Here is a 17,302-nt window from a genome sequence, read left to right as displayed (position 1 = left end):
TGACGCCCCGGGTGGCTTTATCCGCAAAGAAGCCCCCTGTGGGTCATAAGGAGTCTCCATGCGTCATTATGAAATCATTCTCATCATTCACCCCGACCAGAGCGAGCAGGTTCCCGCGATGGTCGAACGGTACAAGAGCGTCGTCACCAGCAAGGGTGGCGTGGTGCACCGCTTCGAAGACTGGGGTCGCCGCCAGATGGCTTACCAGATTCAGAAACTGGCCAAGGCGCACTACCTGTGTCTCAACATCGAGGCCAACCAAGATGTGCTGCAGGAGTTGGAGCATGGCTTCAAGTTCAGCGATGCCGTCTTGCGTCACCTGATCGTCAAGATGGACAAGGCCGAGACTGAGCCCTCCGTGATGATGCGATCGGTGGAGCGCGAAGAGGCCCGCAAGGCACAGCCGGAGCAGGTGGCCTGAGCATTAACCGCATCGAGATTGTCGCTGCGGTTGCTGAGCGTGGGGGTCTGCGTTATACGCCGGCCGGAGTTGAGGCGCTGGATCTACGTGTCAGCCACGCATCCACCCAGCACATCGGCAGCCACGCGCAGCACATCGAACTGGACCTGCAGTGTGTGGCCTATGGTGAATTGGCGCGCCAACTCCAGCATGTGCAAGCCGGCCAAATGCTACGGATCTCCGGGTTTTTGATGCCCAGCCGCCGCGGATCTCGAACACTCAAGCTGAACATTACCGAATGGATTGAGGAGCCTGAACATGGCCTATTTCAAGAAAACCGACCGTAAGAACAAACCCAAGCGCAACCAGCAATCTTCCCTGTTCAAGCGCAAGCGCTTCTGCCGCTTCACCGTGGCTGGGGTCAAGCAGATTGACTACAAGGATCTGGACACCCTGCGTGAATTCCTGGCCGAAAATGCCAAGATCATTCCCGCCCGCCTGACCGGAACGCGCGCAATCTTCCAGCGTCAGCTCAACACGGCCATCAAACGTGCCCGCTTTCTGGCCCTCATGCCGTTCTCCGACCAGCACAAGAGCTGAATAGCAAAGGACATCTCATGCAAGTCATCCTGCTCGAAAAAGTGGCCAACCTCGGCAATCTCGGGGATGTGGTCAAGGTCAAGGACGGTTACGGCCGCAACTACCTGATCCCTCAGCGCAAGGCGCGTACCGCCACGGCCCAGGCCATGCGCGAATTCGAACTCAAGCGTGCCGAACTCGAAAAGCTGGCTGCGGAAAAACTCGCAGCCGCCCAAGCCATGGCCCTGAAAATGGAAGGCCTGACCGTGCAACTCGTGCAAAAGGCCGGTGTTGATGGCCGCCTGTTCGGTTCGGTCACCAACCATGACATCGCTCAGGCATTGGTTAAACTCGGCTTCGACGTGCCCAAGTCCGCTGTGCGCATGCCCACAGGCCCGCTCAAGACTGTGGGCGACCACAACCTGGACGTGGCGCTGACCACCGACGTGACAGTGCCCATCACGGTGTCGGTGCTCGGTGAGCACGTCTGAGCGCGGTCAGCCTCTTTGACGAAAGCCGCGCTCATGCGCGGCTTTTTCATCTCGGCAACTCGTTGCCGGTTTTCGACAACATGGTCTCGCTGCTAAGCTCATTCTCATGTCTGCTTTGATGGATCCTGTAATCGAGGGTTTGCGCACCCCGCCGCACTCTGCGGAGGCAGAGCAATCGGTACTCGGCGGTCTGCTGCTCGACAACCAGGCGTTTGATCGCATCGCTGACATCCTGCATGTCAATTTCTTCTACCGGCACGAACACCGCCTGATCTATCAGGCCATCAGCGACCTCATCCAGGGCACCAAGCCGGCCGACGTCATCACGGTGCTCGAGGCTTTGCAGCTGCACGGGCAGGCTGAAGCCTGTGGCGGACTGGTCTATCTGAATGCGTTGGCCCAGAGTGTGCCCAGCGCTGCCAACATCCGGCGGTACGCCGAAATCGTCCGCGAGCGTGCCATTTTGCGCAACCTTGTGACGGTCAGCGACGAAATTGCGCAAAGTGCCCTCAGTCCCCAGGGCAGGGCTGTGCAGCAAATCCTGGACGAGGCCGAGTCCCGCATCTTCGCCATTTCCGAGGATGGCGCGCGCGGGAAGGCGGGCTTTCAACCCATGAAGCAGCTGCTGGGTGAGTTGCTTGTACGCGTCGAAGAACTTTCCGAGCACGGCGGCTCCGAGATCACCGGAGTGGCTACCGGCTTTGCCGACCTTGACCGCATGACCGCCGGCATGCAGGCGGGGGATCTGGTCATCATCGCAGGGCGCCCATCAATGGGCAAGACGTCCTTTGCGATCAACATCGCCGAGCATGTGGCCGTAAACGAGCAGCTGCCGGTGGCTGTATTCAGTATGGAAATGGGGGCCTCGCAGCTCGTGCTCCGAATCGTGGGGTCGCTGGGGCGCATCGATCAGTCGCATCTGCGCACGGGCCAACTCACCGAGGATGAGTGGTCGCGCCTTCCCGAGACCATCGAGCGGCTCGATGACGTGCAAATTCATATTGACGAATCGCCCGCGCTCAACCCGCTTGAGGTACGAGCACGCTCGCGGCGTTTGGCACGTCAGTGTGGCAAGCTTGGCCTGATCGTGGTGGATTACCTTCAGCTCATGAGCTCATCGCGCGACGGCGAGAACCGGGCCACGGAAATCTCCGAAATCTCGCGCTCGCTCAAAGCGCTGGCCAAGGAACTGCAGTGTCCCGTCATCGCCCTGTCACAGCTCAACCGGGACCTGGAAAAACGCACCGACCGTCGTCCGGTGATGAGTGATCTACGGGAGTCGGGAGCCATCGAACAGGACGCCGACGTCATCCTGTTCATCTACCGCGACGAGGTCTACAACAAGGACTCCAAAGACCAGGGCGTGGCGGAAATCATCATCGGCAAGCAGCGGAACGGGCCCATTGGCACCGTCAATCTGGCTTTCCTGCGTCAGCTCACCCGCTTCGAGAATCTGGCGCGCGAGTTCTGAACCCGGCTCGGCGCCGTGGTCGCGCGCGAGCCAGCTTCCGATCAGAGAATTTCCGTGGCGTAGTCCGCCAAGCGGCTGCGCTCCCCGCGCGCCAAGCTGATGTGGCCCGCGTGCTTCCAACCCTTGAAGCGGTCGACCACATAGGTCAGACCTGAGCTGCCTTCGGTGAGATAGGGCGTGTCGATCTGCGCAAGATTGCCCATGCAGATAATCTTGGTACCCGGGCCTGCGCGCGTGACCAGGGTTTTCATCTGTTTGGGCGTAAGGTTCTGCGCTTCGTCGATGATGAGGAACTTGTTCAGAAACGTGCGCCCCCGCATGAAATTCAGGCTCTTGATCTTGATCTTCGAGCGAATCAGTTCCTGCGTTGCAGCACGCCCCCATTCGCCACCCTGCGAAGCGCCGCCGGACTGGTTGAGAACCTCAAGGTTGTCGTCCAGCGCCCCCATCCACGGCGACATTTTTTCTTCTTCCGTGCCCGGCAGATAGCCGATGTCCTCGCCCACGGGCACCGTCACCCGTGTGATGATGATCTCGTTGTACCGCCGATCTTCCAGCACCTGGTGCAGGCCCGCTGCCAACGCCAGCAGGGTCTTGCCTGTCCCGGCCTGGCCGGTCAGGGTGACGAAATCGACTTCCGGATCCAGAAGCAGGTTGAGCGCGAAATTCTGCTCGCGATTGCGCGCCGTCACGCCCCAAACCCCGTTCTTGGGGTGGGTGAAATCGCGCACCACCTGCAACACGGCGGTTGACGCCCGGATTTCCTTGACGCGTGCGTACAGCGGCGTCGCGCTGGGCGACTCCCAATACACGGCCTGGTTGACCAGCATGGCCGACACCAGGGGACCCTGCAGGCGGTAAAACGGCTGCCCGCCTTGCTGCCAGCTTTCCACGGATTGCGCCTGCTGCTCCCAGAAGTCCGCGGGCAGGGGCAAGAGCCCCGTGTACAGCAGGTCAGCATCGTCGAGGGTCTTGTCGTTTGCATAGTCTTCGGCATGCAAACCCAGCGCGCGGGCTTTCACCCGCATGTTGATGTCTTTGGACACCAGCACCACGGGTCGCTCCGGATGCAGCGAGGTCAGCGCCTGCAGAACGGCAAGAATCTGGTTGTCGGCCTTGCCTTGGGGCAGGGCCTCGGGCAGCCGCACGTCGTGCGCCTTGGTTTGGAAAAACAAACGCCCGCGTGCCTCTCGATGCCCGCTGTGATCGAGCCGGATCCCGAGTTCGATCCCGCCCTCGACCCCAGCGACCAGCGCGTCAAGTTCCCGGCTGGCCTGGCGTGCATTGCGGGCGACCTCGGACATGCCCTTTTTGTGGCCGTCCAACTCCTCGAGCGTGATCATCGGCAAATACACGTCGTGTTCGTCGAAACGGAACAGCGACGTCGGGTCGTGCATCAGCACATTCGTGTCGAGCACAAAGAGCTTCGCCACAGCGTGTGCCGGGGCGGTTGCGCGTTTTGCCGATTTGCGCGGCACCGTTGGCTTTTGAGCCGGGGCGGACACAACGGCCTCGGATGCCGATGCAGCAGCGGGCCTTTGCTCGGGTTGCGCAGGGGACACAGCCATTGCTCGCGCCGGGCGAGCGTGCTGAGGCTTGACGGTGGGCGTGGCAGGACCCACGGCGGCGCGCCTTGCTTGTGGCCGCTCGCGCGAACCCTGCGGTTCGGCAGGCGTCACGCCGGCCTTCAGCAGGGAGCCAAGCTTGGAAGGAGGTTTGGGCAGGGGCATGAGGTTAGGCGTGGGGAGGGTGCCGGGCGCAGGCCAGGAGTTTCAGCGCGATCGGGAATGCCAAATGGACAACTTCCGCCGCTCGGGCGAGGCTGGCGAGCGGTTGGCGCAGGGGTGAGAGGCGAATCGAGGCAGGCCCCCGTGCTCCGCGCCAAGCGCAGCACGGTCAGAGCGGGGGCATGCCGCGTTCAAAGCGTGCGAACGGCTTCGAGCACGTCTTCCACATGGCCGGCGACCTTCACGCCGCGCCACTCCTGACGCAACACGCCGTCGGCATCGACCAGGAACGTGCTGCGCTCGATCCCCTTGACCTTCTTACCGTACATGATCTTGTTTTTTACCACACCAAACATGTGGCAAAGCTTTTCTTCCGTATCCGCAATGAGGTCGAAGGGCAGCTCGAGATGGGCCCGGAAACGGTCGTGCGACACGAGATTGTCCCGCGACACACCGAAAATGACCGCACCCGCCTTCTCAAACTCTGCGTAGAGGTCTCGAAACTGCATGGCTTCTGTCGTGCATCCCGGGGTCAGATCCTTGGGGTAGAAGTACAGAATGAGTTTCTTACCCAGATAATTTTTCGGGCTGAATTTGATTTCGCTCGTGGCCGTAGCCTCGAAATCCGGAACAACCTTATTAAGCACCAAAGCCATGAAGTCTCCTGATAGCGGGCCGTACATGTGGACAACAGTTGGCTTGGAGGCCAAGAGTTGTCGCGCACAGGGCAAGGCGCCCTGGCTTGCCGAGACACCCGTCAAACACCACCGAGCATTTTAGCAACTCAAGTTACAAATCCGCGTTGACGGTGGCATCTCGGGGGTCAACAACCAGGGCAGCGACCACCCGCCGGCCTTCACCTGCAAGAATGTTGTAGGTGCGACACGCGGCAGCCGTGTTCATCGATTCAAAGCCCACACCCTGCGATATGAGCGCCTGCAACAGCGATGGATGGGGAAAACGTTGACGGTGGCCTGTGCCAATGATGACGATTTCGGGTTGCAGCGCGAGCAGACGTTCGAAATCGGCCGCGGTGAGGGCGCCGAATCCGTCGCAGCCCCAGGGCTCCGGTGCCGTGTCCGATGCCAGACAGACCCCCTGGAGATAGCGCACCCGGTTGACTTCCACGAAACCGGGCCCCTGCGCAGAGATGGTGAACAGGGCCTGGTTGGAGTCGGGTTGGAGCTTCATGGAAGGCGGGGTCGGCCTGGATAGCGGTTGCGCGGGTTGCCATGCACAAACGCGGTAAATTATAGGGTTCGTCCCTCCGGTCGCCAGGCGGGGCGTTCGGATGCGGTGCGGTCTTGCAGGCATGGTGCCACTGGAGGCAAGTGTGCGGGAATTTCGGAAATCGAACAAATTGGCCGATGTCTGTTATGACATCCGCGGGCCTGTGCTGGATAAAGCGCGGCAGATGGAGGAAGACGGCCAGCGGATCATCAAACTCAATATTGGCAATCTGGCCGTGTTTGGGTTCGATCCACCCGACGAGATCGTGCAAGACATGATCCGCAATCTGCCGCAAGCCGCCGGCTACACCGACTCCAAGGGCCTCTTTGCTCCGCGCAAGGCCATCGTGCATTACACGCAGGAAAAGGGCATTGCTGGCGTGAGCATTGACGACGTGTTCATTGGCAACGGCGCCTCCGAGCTCATCAACATGAGCATGAATGCCCTGCTCAATGACGGGGACGAAGTGCTGATTCCCGCACCCGACTACCCGCTGTACACCGCAGCCGTCTCACTCTCGGGCGGGCGGCCTGTGCATTACATCTGTGACGAACAATCGGACTGGTACCCCGACATCGCCGACATCCGCAAAAAGATCACGCCCAACACCAAGGCGCTGGTGGTCATCAACCCCAACAACCCTACCGGCGCCCTCTACCCGCCCGAGCTGCTGCTCGAACTGGTGGAGGTCGCGCGCCAGCACGATCTCATCATCTTCGCCGACGAAATCTACGACAAGACCCTGTACGACGGCAATACGCACACGAGCATTGCGTCACTGGCCGATGACGTGCTGTTCATCACCTTCAACGGCCTGTCCAAGAACTACCGCTCTTGCGGTTATCGCTCGGGGTGGATGGTGGTCTCAGGACACAAGCGCCACGCACGCGACTACATCGAGGGCTTGTCCATGCTGGCTTCGATGCGCCTTTGTGCCAACACACCCGGTCAGCTCGCCATCCAGACCGCGCTTGGCGGCTACCAAAGCATCAAGGATCTTGTGGCGCCGCATGGGCGTTTGACCAAACAGCGCGATTTGGCCTATGACTTGCTGACCCAAATTCCCGGCCTGAGCGTGGTCAAGCCCAAGGCCGCGCTGTACATGTTTCCCCGGTTGGATCCGAAGTTCTACCCCATCACCGACGACCAGCAGTTCGCCTATGACTTGCTGGCGGAGGAAAAGGTCCTGATTGTGCAAGGCACAGGCTTCAACTGGCCGAAGCCGGACCACTTCCGTCTGGTCTTCTTGCCCAATGCCGACGATTTGACCGAGGCCATTGGACGCATCGCCCGCTTTCTCGACCATCAGCGCAAACGCGTCTTGGTGGCGGCCTGACCGCCTGCGTGCGCCCCGCGCCGCAGGTTTTTCCCTACTCAATCAGACGAATGAATCCCATACGAATCGCCCTGCTGGGCGCTGGCACGGTTGCTTCGGGCGTCGTCAAGGTGCTCGAGCGCAATCAGGAGGAACTGCGCCGTCGCGCCGGACGCGGCATGGAGGTGGTGGCCGTAGCTGCGCGCGATCCCGAGAAGGCACGTAAGGCCCTGGGCAACCGCTCGCCCATTACGCAGGATTTCATGGCCCTGGCCACGCGCCCCGACATCGACATCGTGGTTGAGCTGATGGGTGGCATCGAGCCGGCGCGTCAGCTCGTGCTTGCTGCGATCGCCGCGGGCAAACATGTGGTCACCGCGAACAAGGCCTTGCTTGCGCTGCACGGCAACGCCATCTTTGCTGCTGCCCAGGAACATGGCGTGATGGTCGCGTTCGAAGCCGCAGTGGCCGGTGGCATTCCGATCATCAAGGCCTTGCGCGAGGGCCTGGCTGCGAATCGCATCGAGTGGGTGGCCGGCATCATCAATGGCACAACCAACTTCATCCTGTCGGAGATGCGCAGCAAGGGCCTGGATTTCGACACCGTGTTGCGCGAGGCGCAGCGTCTGGGCTATGCCGAGGCCGACCCGACCTTTGATATCGAGGGCATCGACGCGGCGCACAAGATCACGCTCCTGTGCGCCATTGCCTTCGGTGTGCCGGTCCAGTTTGACAAGGTCTATATCGAGGGCATCACCAAGCTGCAGGGCGCCGATATCCGCTACGCGGAGCAGCTGGGCTATCGCATCAAGTTGCTGGGCATCACACGCCGCACGCCTGCAGGCATCGAGCTGCGTGTGCACCCCACGCTGATCCCGGCCACGCGCTTGCTGGCCAACGTGGAAGGGGCGATGAACGCCGTCGTGGTACAAGGCGACGCGGTAGGCGCCACGCTGTACTACGGCAAGGGCGCGGGTGCCGAGCCCACTGCGTCGAGTGTCATTGCCGATCTGGTCGATGTCACGCGCCTCCACACCGCAGACCCGGAGCACCGCGTTCCGCATCTTGCGTTTCAGCCTGGTGCCTTGGCCGATACGCCCATTTTGCCCATGGACAGCATCCACACAGCCTACTACCTTCGGATCCACGTCCGCGATGAGGCGGGCGTGCTGGCGGAGATCACCCATATTTTGGCCGAGAACCAAATGTCCATCGATGCGCTGCTGCAGCGCCCCTCGGGCGAGAACGACCAGCACACCGACGTGATCTTGCTCACGCACGAAACCGAGGAGTCCCGCATGAACAACGCCCAGGACCGCATCCAGGCCTTGGATAGTGTGCTGGCGCCCATCGTGCGCCTGCGCAAGGAGGAGTTGCGCTGATGCACTACCTCAGCACACGCGGCGAGTCCGCGCAACGCAGCTTCGATGAGATTCTGCTCGAGGGCCTGGCGCCCGATGGCGGCCTATATCTGCCCGCGCATTACCCGCGATTGGGGAGCGACGAGCTGCGGCGCCTTCAGGCCATGCCCTACGCGGATCTCGCATTCGAGATCCTGAGGCCCTATACGCATCCCCTGGATGCCGCCACCCTGCGCGCCCTTGTGCATGCAACGTACACGGCGCAGGCGTTTGGCAGCGCCGATATCGTGCGCATCAAGCCGATCGATGCGCACATCAGCTTGCTTGGCGTGTCCGAGGGACCGACGCTGGCGTTCAAGGACATGGCCATGCAACTGCTCGGGCGGCTGTTCGAACACGCATTGGCACAAAGCGGACATGAGCTCAACATTCTGGGCGCGACCTCGGGTGACACCGGCAGTGCTGCCGAATATGCCATGCGTGGGCGCCGTGGGATCCGGGTATTCATGCTCTCGCCATTTGGCAAGATGAGCGCATTCCAGACCGCGCAGATGTACAGCCTGAACGACGCCAATATTCACAACATTGCCGTGCAGGATGTGTTCGACACCTGCCAGGACATGGTCAAGGCCGTGTCGGGGGACCTGGACTTCAAGCGCCGTCATCACATCGGCACCATCAACTCGATCAACTGGGCGCGAGTCGTCGCCCAGGTGGTGTACTACTTTGCCGGCTACCTGCGCACAGTGCAGCGCATCGGCGAGCCGGTGAGCTTTGCCGTGCCGTCGGGAAATTTCGGGAATATCCTGGCAGCGCACGTGGCGAAGCAAATGGGGCTACCCATTCACAAGCTGGTGCTGGCGACGAACGAGAACAACGTGCTCGACGAGTTCTTCCGCACGGGCGTGTACCGCCCGCGCAGCCCGGCGCAGACCCACCACACGTCCAGCCCGTCGATGGACATTTCCAAAGCGTCCAACTTCGAGCGCTATGTGTTCGACCTGCTGGGGCGCGACGCCGCGCGCACGCGCGCCTTGTTCACCCGGGATCTGGGCGAAAAAGGCTACTTCGACCTGTCGCAGGACCCCGCGTTTGCGCGCATGCAGGCCGAGATTGTTTCCGGAAGCAGCGACCACGCCTTGCGGCTGAAAACGATCCGTGCGGTCTGGGATCACAGCGGGGTGATGATTGATCCGCACACGGCCGATGGCGTGGCCGTGGCACGCGACCATCTGGAACACGACGTGCCGATGCTGGTGGTGGAAACCGCATTGCCGGCCAAGTTCTCCGACACCATCCAGGAGGCCATCGGCCAGACGCCGCCGCGTCCGCCAGCCACGCAGGATCTGGAGCAAAGACCCCAGCGCTTCGTCGTGATGCCTGCGGATGTGGAAGCGCTCAAGGACTACATCGCCGAACACACCATGGGCCATGGCTGAGGAGCAGCGGCCCACGGCGCATGTGGTCGGTTTCGCTGGCTACTCCGGGAGCGGCAAGACCACTCTGGTGGAGCAGCTCGTTGGCCATCTGCGCATTGCAGGCAAGACGGTCTCCGTGATCAAACACGCGCATCACCAGTTCGACATTGACTACCCGGGCAAGGATTCCTGGCGTCACCGCAAGGCTGGGGCGCACGAGGTGTTGGTGGCATCGGCCCATCTGGTCGCCTTGCAACGTGAATCCCTCGAACCGGTCGAGCACACGGTGTCCGGGCTTCTTCCCATGCTGCAAGCGGTGGATTGGGTTCTTGTCGAAGGGTTCAAGGACGCGCAGATCCCTAAAATCGAAGTCTGGCGCCCGGCTGCCGGCAAACCGGTGCGCTACCCTGCTGATCCCCAGATTCTGGCCATTGCCACCGACGAACCCACCCAACTGCCCGTACCCACAGCAGCCGCGCTGCTGGACATCAATCGCCCGGATACCGTGGCGGATTGGCTGCTGTCCAACGAGTCCCTCTTTGCCTTTGCTCATGAACAAGCCCGTTGAGTTGATGGATGTGGATGCAGTCCTGCGCGTGCTCCTGCAGGCCGCCACTGGCCGTGGACCGGAGGAGTCGGTCCCGACCATGCACGCGCTCGGGCGGGTTCTGGCTGAACCGGTGCAAAGCCCGATCGACGTACCGCCTGCCGCCAACACGCAGATGGATGGCTACGCCGTACGCTGCGCCGACATCGGATCGCCGGGTGCGCGTCTGAAGGTCGCCCAGCGCATTGCCGCCGGACACGTGGGCAAGCCGCTCAAACCAGGTGAAGCGGCGCGTATCTTCACCGGGGCACTCATCCCTGACGGTGCCGATGCCGTGGTGATGCAGGAGCAGTGCGTGGCCGATGGGGATCACGTTCTGATTCAGCACGTGCCCGCACCAGGCGAGTGGGTGCGCCCACAGGGTTGCGACGTGCAGCGTGGAAGCACCGTTTTGCACGCCGGCCACCGGCTACGCCCCCAGGATCTGGGCCAGGCCGCATCCGTGGGCGTGAGCGACCTTCGCGTGGCGCGCCATCCGCGCGTGGCCCTGCTTTCGACCGGTGACGAGCTCACCATGCCGGGCACGCCGCTGCGGCCCGGCGCGATCTATAACAGCAACCGGTTTTTGCTGACTGGTCTTCTGCAAGGCCTGGGCTGCAAGATCACCGACCTGGGCCAGATACCCGACCGACTGGACGCCACCTGCGAAGCCATCCAAAGCGCGGCACACGAGCATGATCTTGTGCTGACGTCAGGCGGGGTTTCGGTCGGCGGGGAAGACCACGTCAAGCCTGCTGTGCAGGCGCTTGGCGAGCTCAATCTGTGGCAAATTGCCATGAAGCCTGGCAAGCCGCTGGCGTTTGGCTCGGTGCGGCGCAAGACCACGGGAAGTGCGCACTTTATCGGATTGCCAGGCAACCCGGTGTCGAGCTTCGTCACCTTTGTCGTGTTCGTGCGGCCATTCCTGCTTGCTCTACAGGGCGCGACCCGCCTCGCCCCCCCAGTGCTGCACCTGCCCAGTGCCTCCAATTGGCTACGCGCCGATCGTCGCCGCGAGTTTCTCCGCGCCCGGCTGACGGATGACGCACGCGTGGAGCTGTTTGCCAATCAAAATTCCGCCGTACTCACCTCCACGGTGTGGGGCGACGGGCTTGTGGATAACCCCCCTGACCGGGCCTTCCAAGCCGGCGACACGGTATCCTTTATCCCATTCTCCAGCCTCTTGAGCTGAATCCATGCAAACGACGATCCGCTACTTTGCCAGCGTGCGCGAAGCCCTCGGCCAGGGCAACGAAACAGTCGAATTGCCCGAGCATTTGCGCACTCTGGGCGAGGTGCGGGTCTGGCTGGCCCAGCGCAGTTCGCGGCACGCAGTGGCGCTTGCCGGCGACAAGCCGCTGCGCATGGCCTGCGATCACATGATGGGTGAGGCGGAAACACCGATTGTGCCTGGGCGCGAAGTGGCCTTCTTTCCGCCGGTCACGGGCGGCTGATCCGCTACCGAAGCACACGAACCGTATCCGCCATGCAAGCCTTTGAGCCCACGATCCGTATTCAACACGAGGTGTTCGATACCTGTGAGGAGCTGCGCAAGATGCGTGCCGGGCGCACGGATATCGGGGCCCTTGCCAGTTTTGAAGGGATATGCCGCGACCACAACGCGGCGTCGTTGCAAACGGGCCAGCAAGCGGTGCAGGCGCTGGAGCTGGAGCACTATCCGGGCATGACCGAGCAAAGCATCCTGCGCATGGTGCGCGAGGCGCACGAACGCTGGCCATTGCAGGCTGCCACGGTGATCCACCGCATCGGTCGGTTACAGCCAGGCGATCCCATCGTGTTCGTCGCCGTCGCTTGCGCGCACCGGCATGCAGCCTTCGAGGCCTGCGCATTCCTCATGGACTACCTCAAAACCCAGGCACCGTTCTGGAAAAAGGAGACAACCGCGCAGGGCACACAGTGGGTGGATGCGCGCGAGGCGGATGACGCTGCCCTGGCCCGCTGGGGCATCGAAGCCTCGAACACCGCGCCGCCCCGGGGGGATTGACCCCCGACCGCGCAAAACCCGGAGCGTCGCGCCGGCGATCAAGCCAGCGCAAGGCGAAAATTTGCTTCAGCCAGCGGCGAGATTGCGCATAGCCGCCAAGGCGGCAGCGAACGCCTTGCGCGCCCGTCTCGTGCCGAGATAGACCAGCCAGCCACGTTGCAGCCAGCTCACCATGCCGCGGGGCCGCACGACAAGCAAGGCCACGCCCGCCAGCGCCAGAACCCAGGCGTGACGGCGCAGCGCTTGGCCCAGCATTTGCACGCGCGATTGCAGGTACTCCACGCGCGACGCGACTGTTTCCACGTCGCTGAGCACCTCGAGGCAGGCCTTGCGCTGTTGGGCAGCATGCATCTGCAAGCGCTGCTTGCGCAGGGCCAGCGCGACGAATTCAGGGCTCATCTCGCGCCCGCAAAGCCTGGCGATCACGATGCAGTTCGGCGAGGCTGGCTGCAAACAGGCCGCTGCCAGCGGCCATGGTCCGGGCAGCGACGGTGGCGCACGCGATGCCAAGCACGACGAACAGCGCCGTGCTCAGTCCAAGGGCGAGCAGACGATGGCCGTCCCACAGGCCCACAGTGATCCAAACCGCCGCAAATACGGCGGCAAAGCCCAGGAAAAGCGCGGTCAACACGGTCATGAAGAGAAGCCGCGCCAGTCGCAGTTTCTCTTCCTGCAACTCGACAGTAATGAGCTCCAGCCGCGTCTGTGCGGCACCAAGCAGGGTGTCGAGTCGAGACCGCAAGCCCCCGGCCCAGCTCGGTGTGGATGGATCAGCCACGGCGTGGATCAGCGACGCCCGATGAGCAGGCCCAAAAGGAAGGCGACACCGGCTGAGGCGCCGATGGCCTTCCACGGGTTGTCATGCACGTATTCGTCGGTTGCACGAGCCACCTCCTTGCCACGCTGAAGCATCTCGGCCTCGAACTGCGCAAGCTGGCCCTTGACGCTGGACAGGCTCTGCCCCAGACGGGTGCGCACGTCAGCAATCTTGTCACCCGCCTGACCCGCCGTCAGGCGCAAAAGCTCCTCTGCGTCCGAGGCGATCTCCTTGAGCTCGGTCACGAGCCGATCGGTAGCGGTTGACGCGGCATTGGTTGCGATTTTGGCCATTTTTGAGACTCCTTGGGGTTAGAACCTTCATCGAAGAAAGGCGATGCTGCATTGCTAGCACTTTAGTGAAGCTTGGTCCGCAGTGCATTCCGCTGATACAGCATGTTACCGGTCATTGTGCTTGTTAGGGGACGCAGCAGATTTCACCCAGATCAAGGCGCGCGCAGATTAAGACCTTGAAAATCCGGGTGATGTGCCGCATTTGCTTACGCACAACCCGGAGCATTCCCCATGCGATTCGAAAAACTCACCACCCAGTTTCAGGAAGCCTTGAGTGATGCCCAGTCTTTGGGGCTGGCTCAGGATAACCCCTACATTGAGCCTGTCCATTTGCTTGCCGCCATGCTGCGCCAGGATGGTCCAAAGGCATTATTGGCCCGCGCTGGTGCCAATGTGCAGGGCTTGGCCGCGGCGGCACAGGCCGCAATCGGACGGCTTCCGCAAGTTCAGGGAAACGAGGGCAACATTCAGCTCAGCCGAGAGCTGAATAATCTGCTCAACCTCACTGAAAAAGAGGCCACCAAGCGCGGAGACCAGTTCATTCCGAGCGAGATGTTCCTGCTCGCCGTGGCTGACGACAAGGGCGATGCAGGGCGTCTGGCACGCGAGCATGGCATGACGCGAAAGTCCTTGGAAGCCGCCATCGAGGCGGTGCGTGGTGGTCACAGTGTCGACAGTGCCGATGCCGAGCAGCAGCGCGAGGCATTGAACAAATACACCCTGGACTTGACCGAGCGTGCCCGCCAGGGCAAGCTTGACCCCGTCATTGGGCGCGACGACGAGATTCGTCGCACCATCCAGGTCCTGCAACGGCGAACGAAGAACAACCCGGTGCTCATCGGCGAACCCGGCGTGGGCAAGACCGCCATTGTCGAGGGTCTGGCGCAGCGCATTGTGGGTGGTGAAGTGCCTGAGACCCTCAAGAACAAGCGCGTTCTGGTGTTGGACATGGCGGGGCTGTTGGCGGGCGCCAAATACCGCGGTGAATTCGAGGAGCGCCTCAAAGCCGTCCTCAAGGAGGTTGCCGCAGAAGAGGGCAGGGTGATCCTGTTCATCGACGAGATCCACACCATGGTGGGCGCGGGCAAGGCCGAGGGCGCAATGGATGCCGGCAATATGCTCAAGCCGGCCTTGGCGCGGGGTGAACTGCATTGCATCGGAGCCACCACGCTGGACGAGTACCGCAAATACATTGAGAAAGATGCCGCACTGGAACGCCGATTCCAGAAAGTGCTTGTGGACGAGCCCACGGTCGAGGCGACGATCGCCATCCTCCGCGGTTTGCAGGAAAAATACGAGGTCCACCATGGCGTGGACATCACCGACCCCGCCATCGTGGCTGCGGCCGAGTTGAGCCATCGCTATATCACCGACCGCTTCCTGCCGGACAAGGCGATCGACCTGATCGACGAGGCCGCTTCGCGCATCAAGATGGAGATCGACTCCAAACCGGAGGTGATGGACAAGCTTGACCGCCGCATCATCCAGCTCAAGATCGAGCGTGAAGCCATGCGCAAGGAAAAGGATGAGGCCTCACAAAAGCGCCTGGCGCTGATCGAGGAGGAAATCGGCAAGCTGCAGAAGGAGTATTCCGATCTTGAAGAGGTCTGGAAGGCCGAGAAGGCCGCTGTGCAGGGCTCGGCGCAAATCAAGGAACAGATCGATGCGATCCGATTCCAGATCGAGGAATTGACGCGCAAGGGTGACTTCAACAAGGTGGCTGAGCTGCAATATGGCCGCCTGCCCGAACTCGAAGGCCAACTGAAGGAAGCGCAGGCCAAGGAATCGTCGGCTCAGGGCCGCGAGGGCACGGGCGCGCCGCGGCTTTTGCGCACTCAAGTCGGCGCCGAAGAGATCGCTGAAGTCGTCAGCCGCATGACGGGCATTCCATTGTCCAAGCTTCTGCAAGGCGAGCGCGACAAACTGCTGCAAATGGAGGATAAGCTGCACCAACGCGTGGTTGGTCAGGATCAGGCCATTCGCGCCGTGTCCGACGCCATCCGTCGCTCACGCGCAGGCTTGTCCGATCCCAACCGCCCCTACGGCTCTTTTCTTTTCCTTGGACCCACTGGGGTGGGCAAGACCGAGCTGTGCAAGGCATTGGCCGAATTCCTGTTCGACAGCCAGGATCACCTGATCCGCATCGACATGAGCGAATTCATGGAGAAGCATTCGGTGGCGCGCCTGATCGGTGCGCCACCCGGATATGTCGGCTATGAGGAGGGCGGCTATCTGACGGAGGCCGTGCGGCGCAAGCCTTATAGCGTGATCCTGCTCGACGAGGTCGAAAAGGCCCATCCCGATGTGTTCAACGTGCTCCTTCAGGTTCTGGATGACGGGCGTCTGACGGACGGTCAGGGGCGTACGGTGGATTTCAAGAACACCGTGATCGTCATGACGTCCAACCTGGGTTCGCAACACATCATGGCCATGGCGGGGCAACCACAGGAGAGTATTCGCGACGCCGTTTGGGTGGAGGTGAAGCAGCATTTCCGCCCTGAATTCCTCAACCGCATCGACGAAGTTGTGGTGTTCCACGCGCTGAACCAGGAGCAGATCGAAGGCATTGCGCGCATCCAACTGAGGTCACTCGAGAAGCGTCTGGCACAGATGGATATCAAGCTTGAGGTCACGCCTGCGGCCATCGCGGAAATCGCCAAAGCCGGCTATGACCCCGTTTTCGGTGCACGCCCGCTCAAGCGGGCCATCCAGAGCCAGATCGAGAATCCGCTGTCGAAGCGAATCCTCGAAGGCAGCTTCGGGCCGAAATCCGTGGTGCCGGTGGATTCTCGCAACGGCGAGATTGTTTTTGAGCGCACCGTACACTGACTCTGCCTTGGTCGTGCGGCGGCAACGGGCAGATGCGGCGAACTTTCCGCATCTGTGCGTGTCATTTGAAGTGGGGGTGCGCCCGCGCCGGCCTTTCGGCGGGCGTCACATGACCGGACCTGTGGGTCATGCAACCGCTAGCATGCAGCGCTCCAACTCTGCCTCAAATCCACCCATTCCATGAGACCCATGATTTCCCGACGAGCCCTTCTCGTTGCCGGCAGCCTGTCGGCAGCTTATGCCTTGGCCGGTTGCAGCAAAAAGCAGCACTGGGATCTAGACGATGTCGGCAGTGTGCTACCCAACCTGCAGTTTCACCTCACCTCGGATACGGGCCAGAAGGTGACGGCGAAGACCTATCGAGGCAAAGTGGCCATCCTGTATTTCGGCTACACGCATTGCCCCGATGTGTGCCCGCTGACCATGTCGCACCTTGCACAAGCGGTGACGGAACTCGGACCCCAAGGCAAGGACGTGCAGATCCTCTTTGTTTCAGTCGACCCGGCGCGCGACACGTTGCCCATACTGCACGCCTACACGCAAGCATTCAGCCCGCAAGCCGTCGGACTGACCGGCACGATGGACCAGATTCAAGATGTGGCCAAGCGCTATCACGTTGCCTTTAACTATGGCAAGAAAGATCAGTACGGCAACTATGTGGTCGACCATAGCGCCGCGATTTATATTTTCAGCAAGGATGGACGCGGCACATTGATCGGATCCGATCAGTCGCCGGTCAAGTCCATCGTGCATGACGTGCGCCAATTGCTCGCCGATTGA

The 17,302-nt window shown here is 61.7% G+C and carries 19 protein-coding genes and 2 pseudogenes; 13 read left to right on the top strand and 8 right to left on the bottom strand.

What is annotated here, in order from left to right:
- Positions 1 to 58 precede the first annotated feature (58 nt).
- Positions 59 to 421, top strand: a complete 363-nt coding sequence (rpsF, locus tag CD04_RS0103990) for a 30S ribosomal protein S6 (RefSeq protein WP_031404499.1) — start codon at positions 59 to 61, stop codon at positions 419 to 421.
- Between the two features lie 83 nt (positions 422 to 504).
- On the opposite strand, the gene CD04_RS24970 is transcribed toward rpsF, so the two are convergent.
- Positions 505 to 627 carry a hypothetical protein gene (locus CD04_RS24970; protein ID WP_255331909.1) on the bottom strand — a complete coding sequence of 41 codons (123 nt, stop codon included), beginning with the start codon at positions 625 to 627 and terminating at the stop codon, positions 505 to 507.
- 91 nt (positions 628 to 718) lie between these two features.
- Here CD04_RS24970 and rpsR point away from each other — a divergent pair, with 91 nt between their 5' ends.
- The 3 genes from rpsR to dnaB all read left to right on the top strand — a co-directional run bounded on the left by rpsR (position 719) and on the right by dnaB (position 2,941).
- Positions 719 to 1,000, top strand: a complete 282-nt coding sequence (gene rpsR, locus CD04_RS0103980) for a 30S ribosomal protein S18 (RefSeq protein WP_031404498.1) — start codon at positions 719 to 721, stop codon at positions 998 to 1,000.
- A gap of 17 nt (positions 1,001 to 1,017) precedes the next feature.
- Positions 1,018 to 1,470: a 50S ribosomal protein L9 gene (rplI, locus tag CD04_RS0103975; protein WP_031404497.1), complete on the top strand. Its 453-nt coding sequence runs from the start codon at positions 1,018 to 1,020 to the stop codon at positions 1,468 to 1,470.
- A gap of 106 nt (positions 1,471 to 1,576) precedes the next feature.
- Positions 1,577 to 2,941 carry a replicative DNA helicase gene (gene dnaB / locus CD04_RS0103970; protein ID WP_031404496.1) on the top strand — a complete coding sequence of 455 codons (1,365 nt, stop codon included), beginning with the start codon at positions 1,577 to 1,579 and terminating at the stop codon, positions 2,939 to 2,941.
- Between the two features lie 41 nt (positions 2,942 to 2,982).
- Here dnaB and CD04_RS25165 read toward each other — a convergent pair.
- The 4 genes and pseudogenes from CD04_RS25165 to CD04_RS0103950 all read right to left on the bottom strand — a co-directional run.
- Positions 2,983 to 3,621 (bottom strand): annotated as a pseudogene (locus CD04_RS25165) (PhoH family protein); the annotation flags it as partial.
- Between the two features lie 315 nt (positions 3,622 to 3,936).
- A pseudogene (locus CD04_RS25160) lies at positions 3,937 to 4,509 on the bottom strand (PIN domain-containing protein); the annotation flags it as partial.
- Between the two features lie 350 nt (positions 4,510 to 4,859).
- Positions 4,860 to 5,324, bottom strand: a complete 465-nt coding sequence (locus tag CD04_RS0103955) for a peroxiredoxin (RefSeq protein WP_031404494.1) — start codon at positions 5,322 to 5,324, stop codon at positions 4,860 to 4,862.
- Positions 5,325 to 5,457: 133 nt separating this feature from the next.
- On the bottom strand, positions 5,458 to 5,859 hold the full coding sequence (locus CD04_RS0103950; protein WP_031404493.1) for an Mth938-like domain-containing protein: 402 nt from the start codon (positions 5,857 to 5,859) through the stop codon (positions 5,458 to 5,460).
- A 142-nt stretch (positions 5,860 to 6,001) separates the two neighbouring features.
- On the opposite strand from CD04_RS0103950, the gene CD04_RS0103945 reads away from it, so the two are divergent.
- From CD04_RS0103945 to moaE, 7 genes are read left to right on the top strand one after another with little or no spacing between them, the layout of a single operon-like run.
- Positions 6,002 to 7,234: a pyridoxal phosphate-dependent aminotransferase gene (locus CD04_RS0103945; protein ID WP_031404492.1), complete on the top strand. Its 1,233-nt coding sequence runs from the start codon at positions 6,002 to 6,004 to the stop codon at positions 7,232 to 7,234.
- A gap of 50 nt (positions 7,235 to 7,284) precedes the next feature.
- Positions 7,285 to 8,595 carry a homoserine dehydrogenase gene (locus CD04_RS0103940; RefSeq protein WP_031404491.1) on the top strand — a complete coding sequence of 437 codons (1,311 nt, stop codon included), beginning with the start codon at positions 7,285 to 7,287 and terminating at the stop codon, positions 8,593 to 8,595.
- Positions 8,595 to 10,013 (top strand): threonine synthase, encoded by a 1,419-nt coding sequence (gene thrC, locus CD04_RS0103935; protein WP_031404490.1) that lies wholly within the window; start codon positions 8,595 to 8,597, stop codon positions 10,011 to 10,013. Before CD04_RS0103940 ends, thrC begins: the two co-directional genes overlap by 1 nt.
- On the top strand, positions 10,006 to 10,560 hold the full coding sequence (gene mobB, locus CD04_RS0103930) for a molybdopterin-guanine dinucleotide biosynthesis protein B (protein ID WP_031404489.1): 555 nt from the start codon (positions 10,006 to 10,008) through the stop codon (positions 10,558 to 10,560). Before thrC ends, mobB begins: the two co-directional genes overlap by 8 nt.
- Positions 10,544 to 11,770, top strand: a complete 1,227-nt coding sequence (gene glp, locus CD04_RS0103925; RefSeq protein WP_031404488.1) for a gephyrin-like molybdotransferase Glp — start codon at positions 10,544 to 10,546, stop codon at positions 11,768 to 11,770. Before mobB ends, glp begins: the two co-directional genes overlap by 17 nt.
- A gap of 4 nt (positions 11,771 to 11,774) precedes the next feature.
- Positions 11,775 to 12,032 (top strand): molybdopterin converting factor subunit 1, encoded by a 258-nt coding sequence (gene moaD, locus CD04_RS0103920; protein WP_031404487.1) that lies wholly within the window; start codon positions 11,775 to 11,777, stop codon positions 12,030 to 12,032.
- Positions 12,033 to 12,064: 32 nt separating this feature from the next.
- Complete coding sequence (gene moaE / locus CD04_RS0103915; RefSeq protein WP_031404486.1) at positions 12,065 to 12,583, top strand: molybdopterin synthase catalytic subunit MoaE; 519 nt, start codon at positions 12,065 to 12,067, stop codon at positions 12,581 to 12,583.
- 66 nt (positions 12,584 to 12,649) lie between these two features.
- Here moaE and CD04_RS0103910 read toward each other — a convergent pair whose 3' ends face one another.
- The 3 genes from CD04_RS0103910 to CD04_RS0103900 are packed head-to-tail and all read right to left on the bottom strand — an operon-like array spanning position 12,650 to position 13,693.
- Positions 12,650 to 12,982, bottom strand: coding sequence for a YqjK family protein (locus tag CD04_RS0103910; RefSeq protein WP_031404485.1), 333 nt, complete (start codon positions 12,980 to 12,982; stop codon positions 12,650 to 12,652).
- Positions 12,972 to 13,361: a phage holin family protein gene (locus tag CD04_RS0103905; RefSeq protein WP_031404484.1), complete on the bottom strand. Its 390-nt coding sequence runs from the start codon at positions 13,359 to 13,361 to the stop codon at positions 12,972 to 12,974. The genes CD04_RS0103910 and CD04_RS0103905 overlap by 11 nt, the downstream gene beginning before the upstream one ends.
- 8 nt (positions 13,362 to 13,369) lie before the next feature.
- On the bottom strand, positions 13,370 to 13,693 hold the full coding sequence (locus tag CD04_RS0103900; RefSeq protein WP_031404483.1) for a YqjD family protein: 324 nt from the start codon (positions 13,691 to 13,693) through the stop codon (positions 13,370 to 13,372).
- 231 nt (positions 13,694 to 13,924) lie between these two features.
- Here CD04_RS0103900 and clpB point away from each other — a divergent pair, with 231 nt between their 5' ends.
- The gene (gene clpB, locus CD04_RS0103895) at positions 13,925 to 16,522 is read left to right on the top strand and encodes an ATP-dependent chaperone ClpB (RefSeq protein ID WP_031404482.1); all 2,598 of its coding nucleotides are present in this window, start codon (positions 13,925 to 13,927) and stop codon (positions 16,520 to 16,522) included.
- A gap of 189 nt (positions 16,523 to 16,711) precedes the next feature.
- The gene (locus tag CD04_RS0103890) at positions 16,712 to 17,302 is read left to right on the top strand and encodes an SCO family protein (RefSeq protein ID WP_038167474.1); all 591 of its coding nucleotides are present in this window, start codon (positions 16,712 to 16,714) and stop codon (positions 17,300 to 17,302) included.

The sequence above is a fragment of the Thiomonas sp. FB-Cd genome, assembly GCF_000733775.1.
In the GTDB taxonomy this organism is placed as follows: domain Bacteria; phylum Pseudomonadota; class Gammaproteobacteria; order Burkholderiales; family Burkholderiaceae_C; genus Thiomonas_A.
Note: the sequence above shows the minus strand (reverse complement) of the source record. Positions and strands in the feature narration are given on the sequence as shown.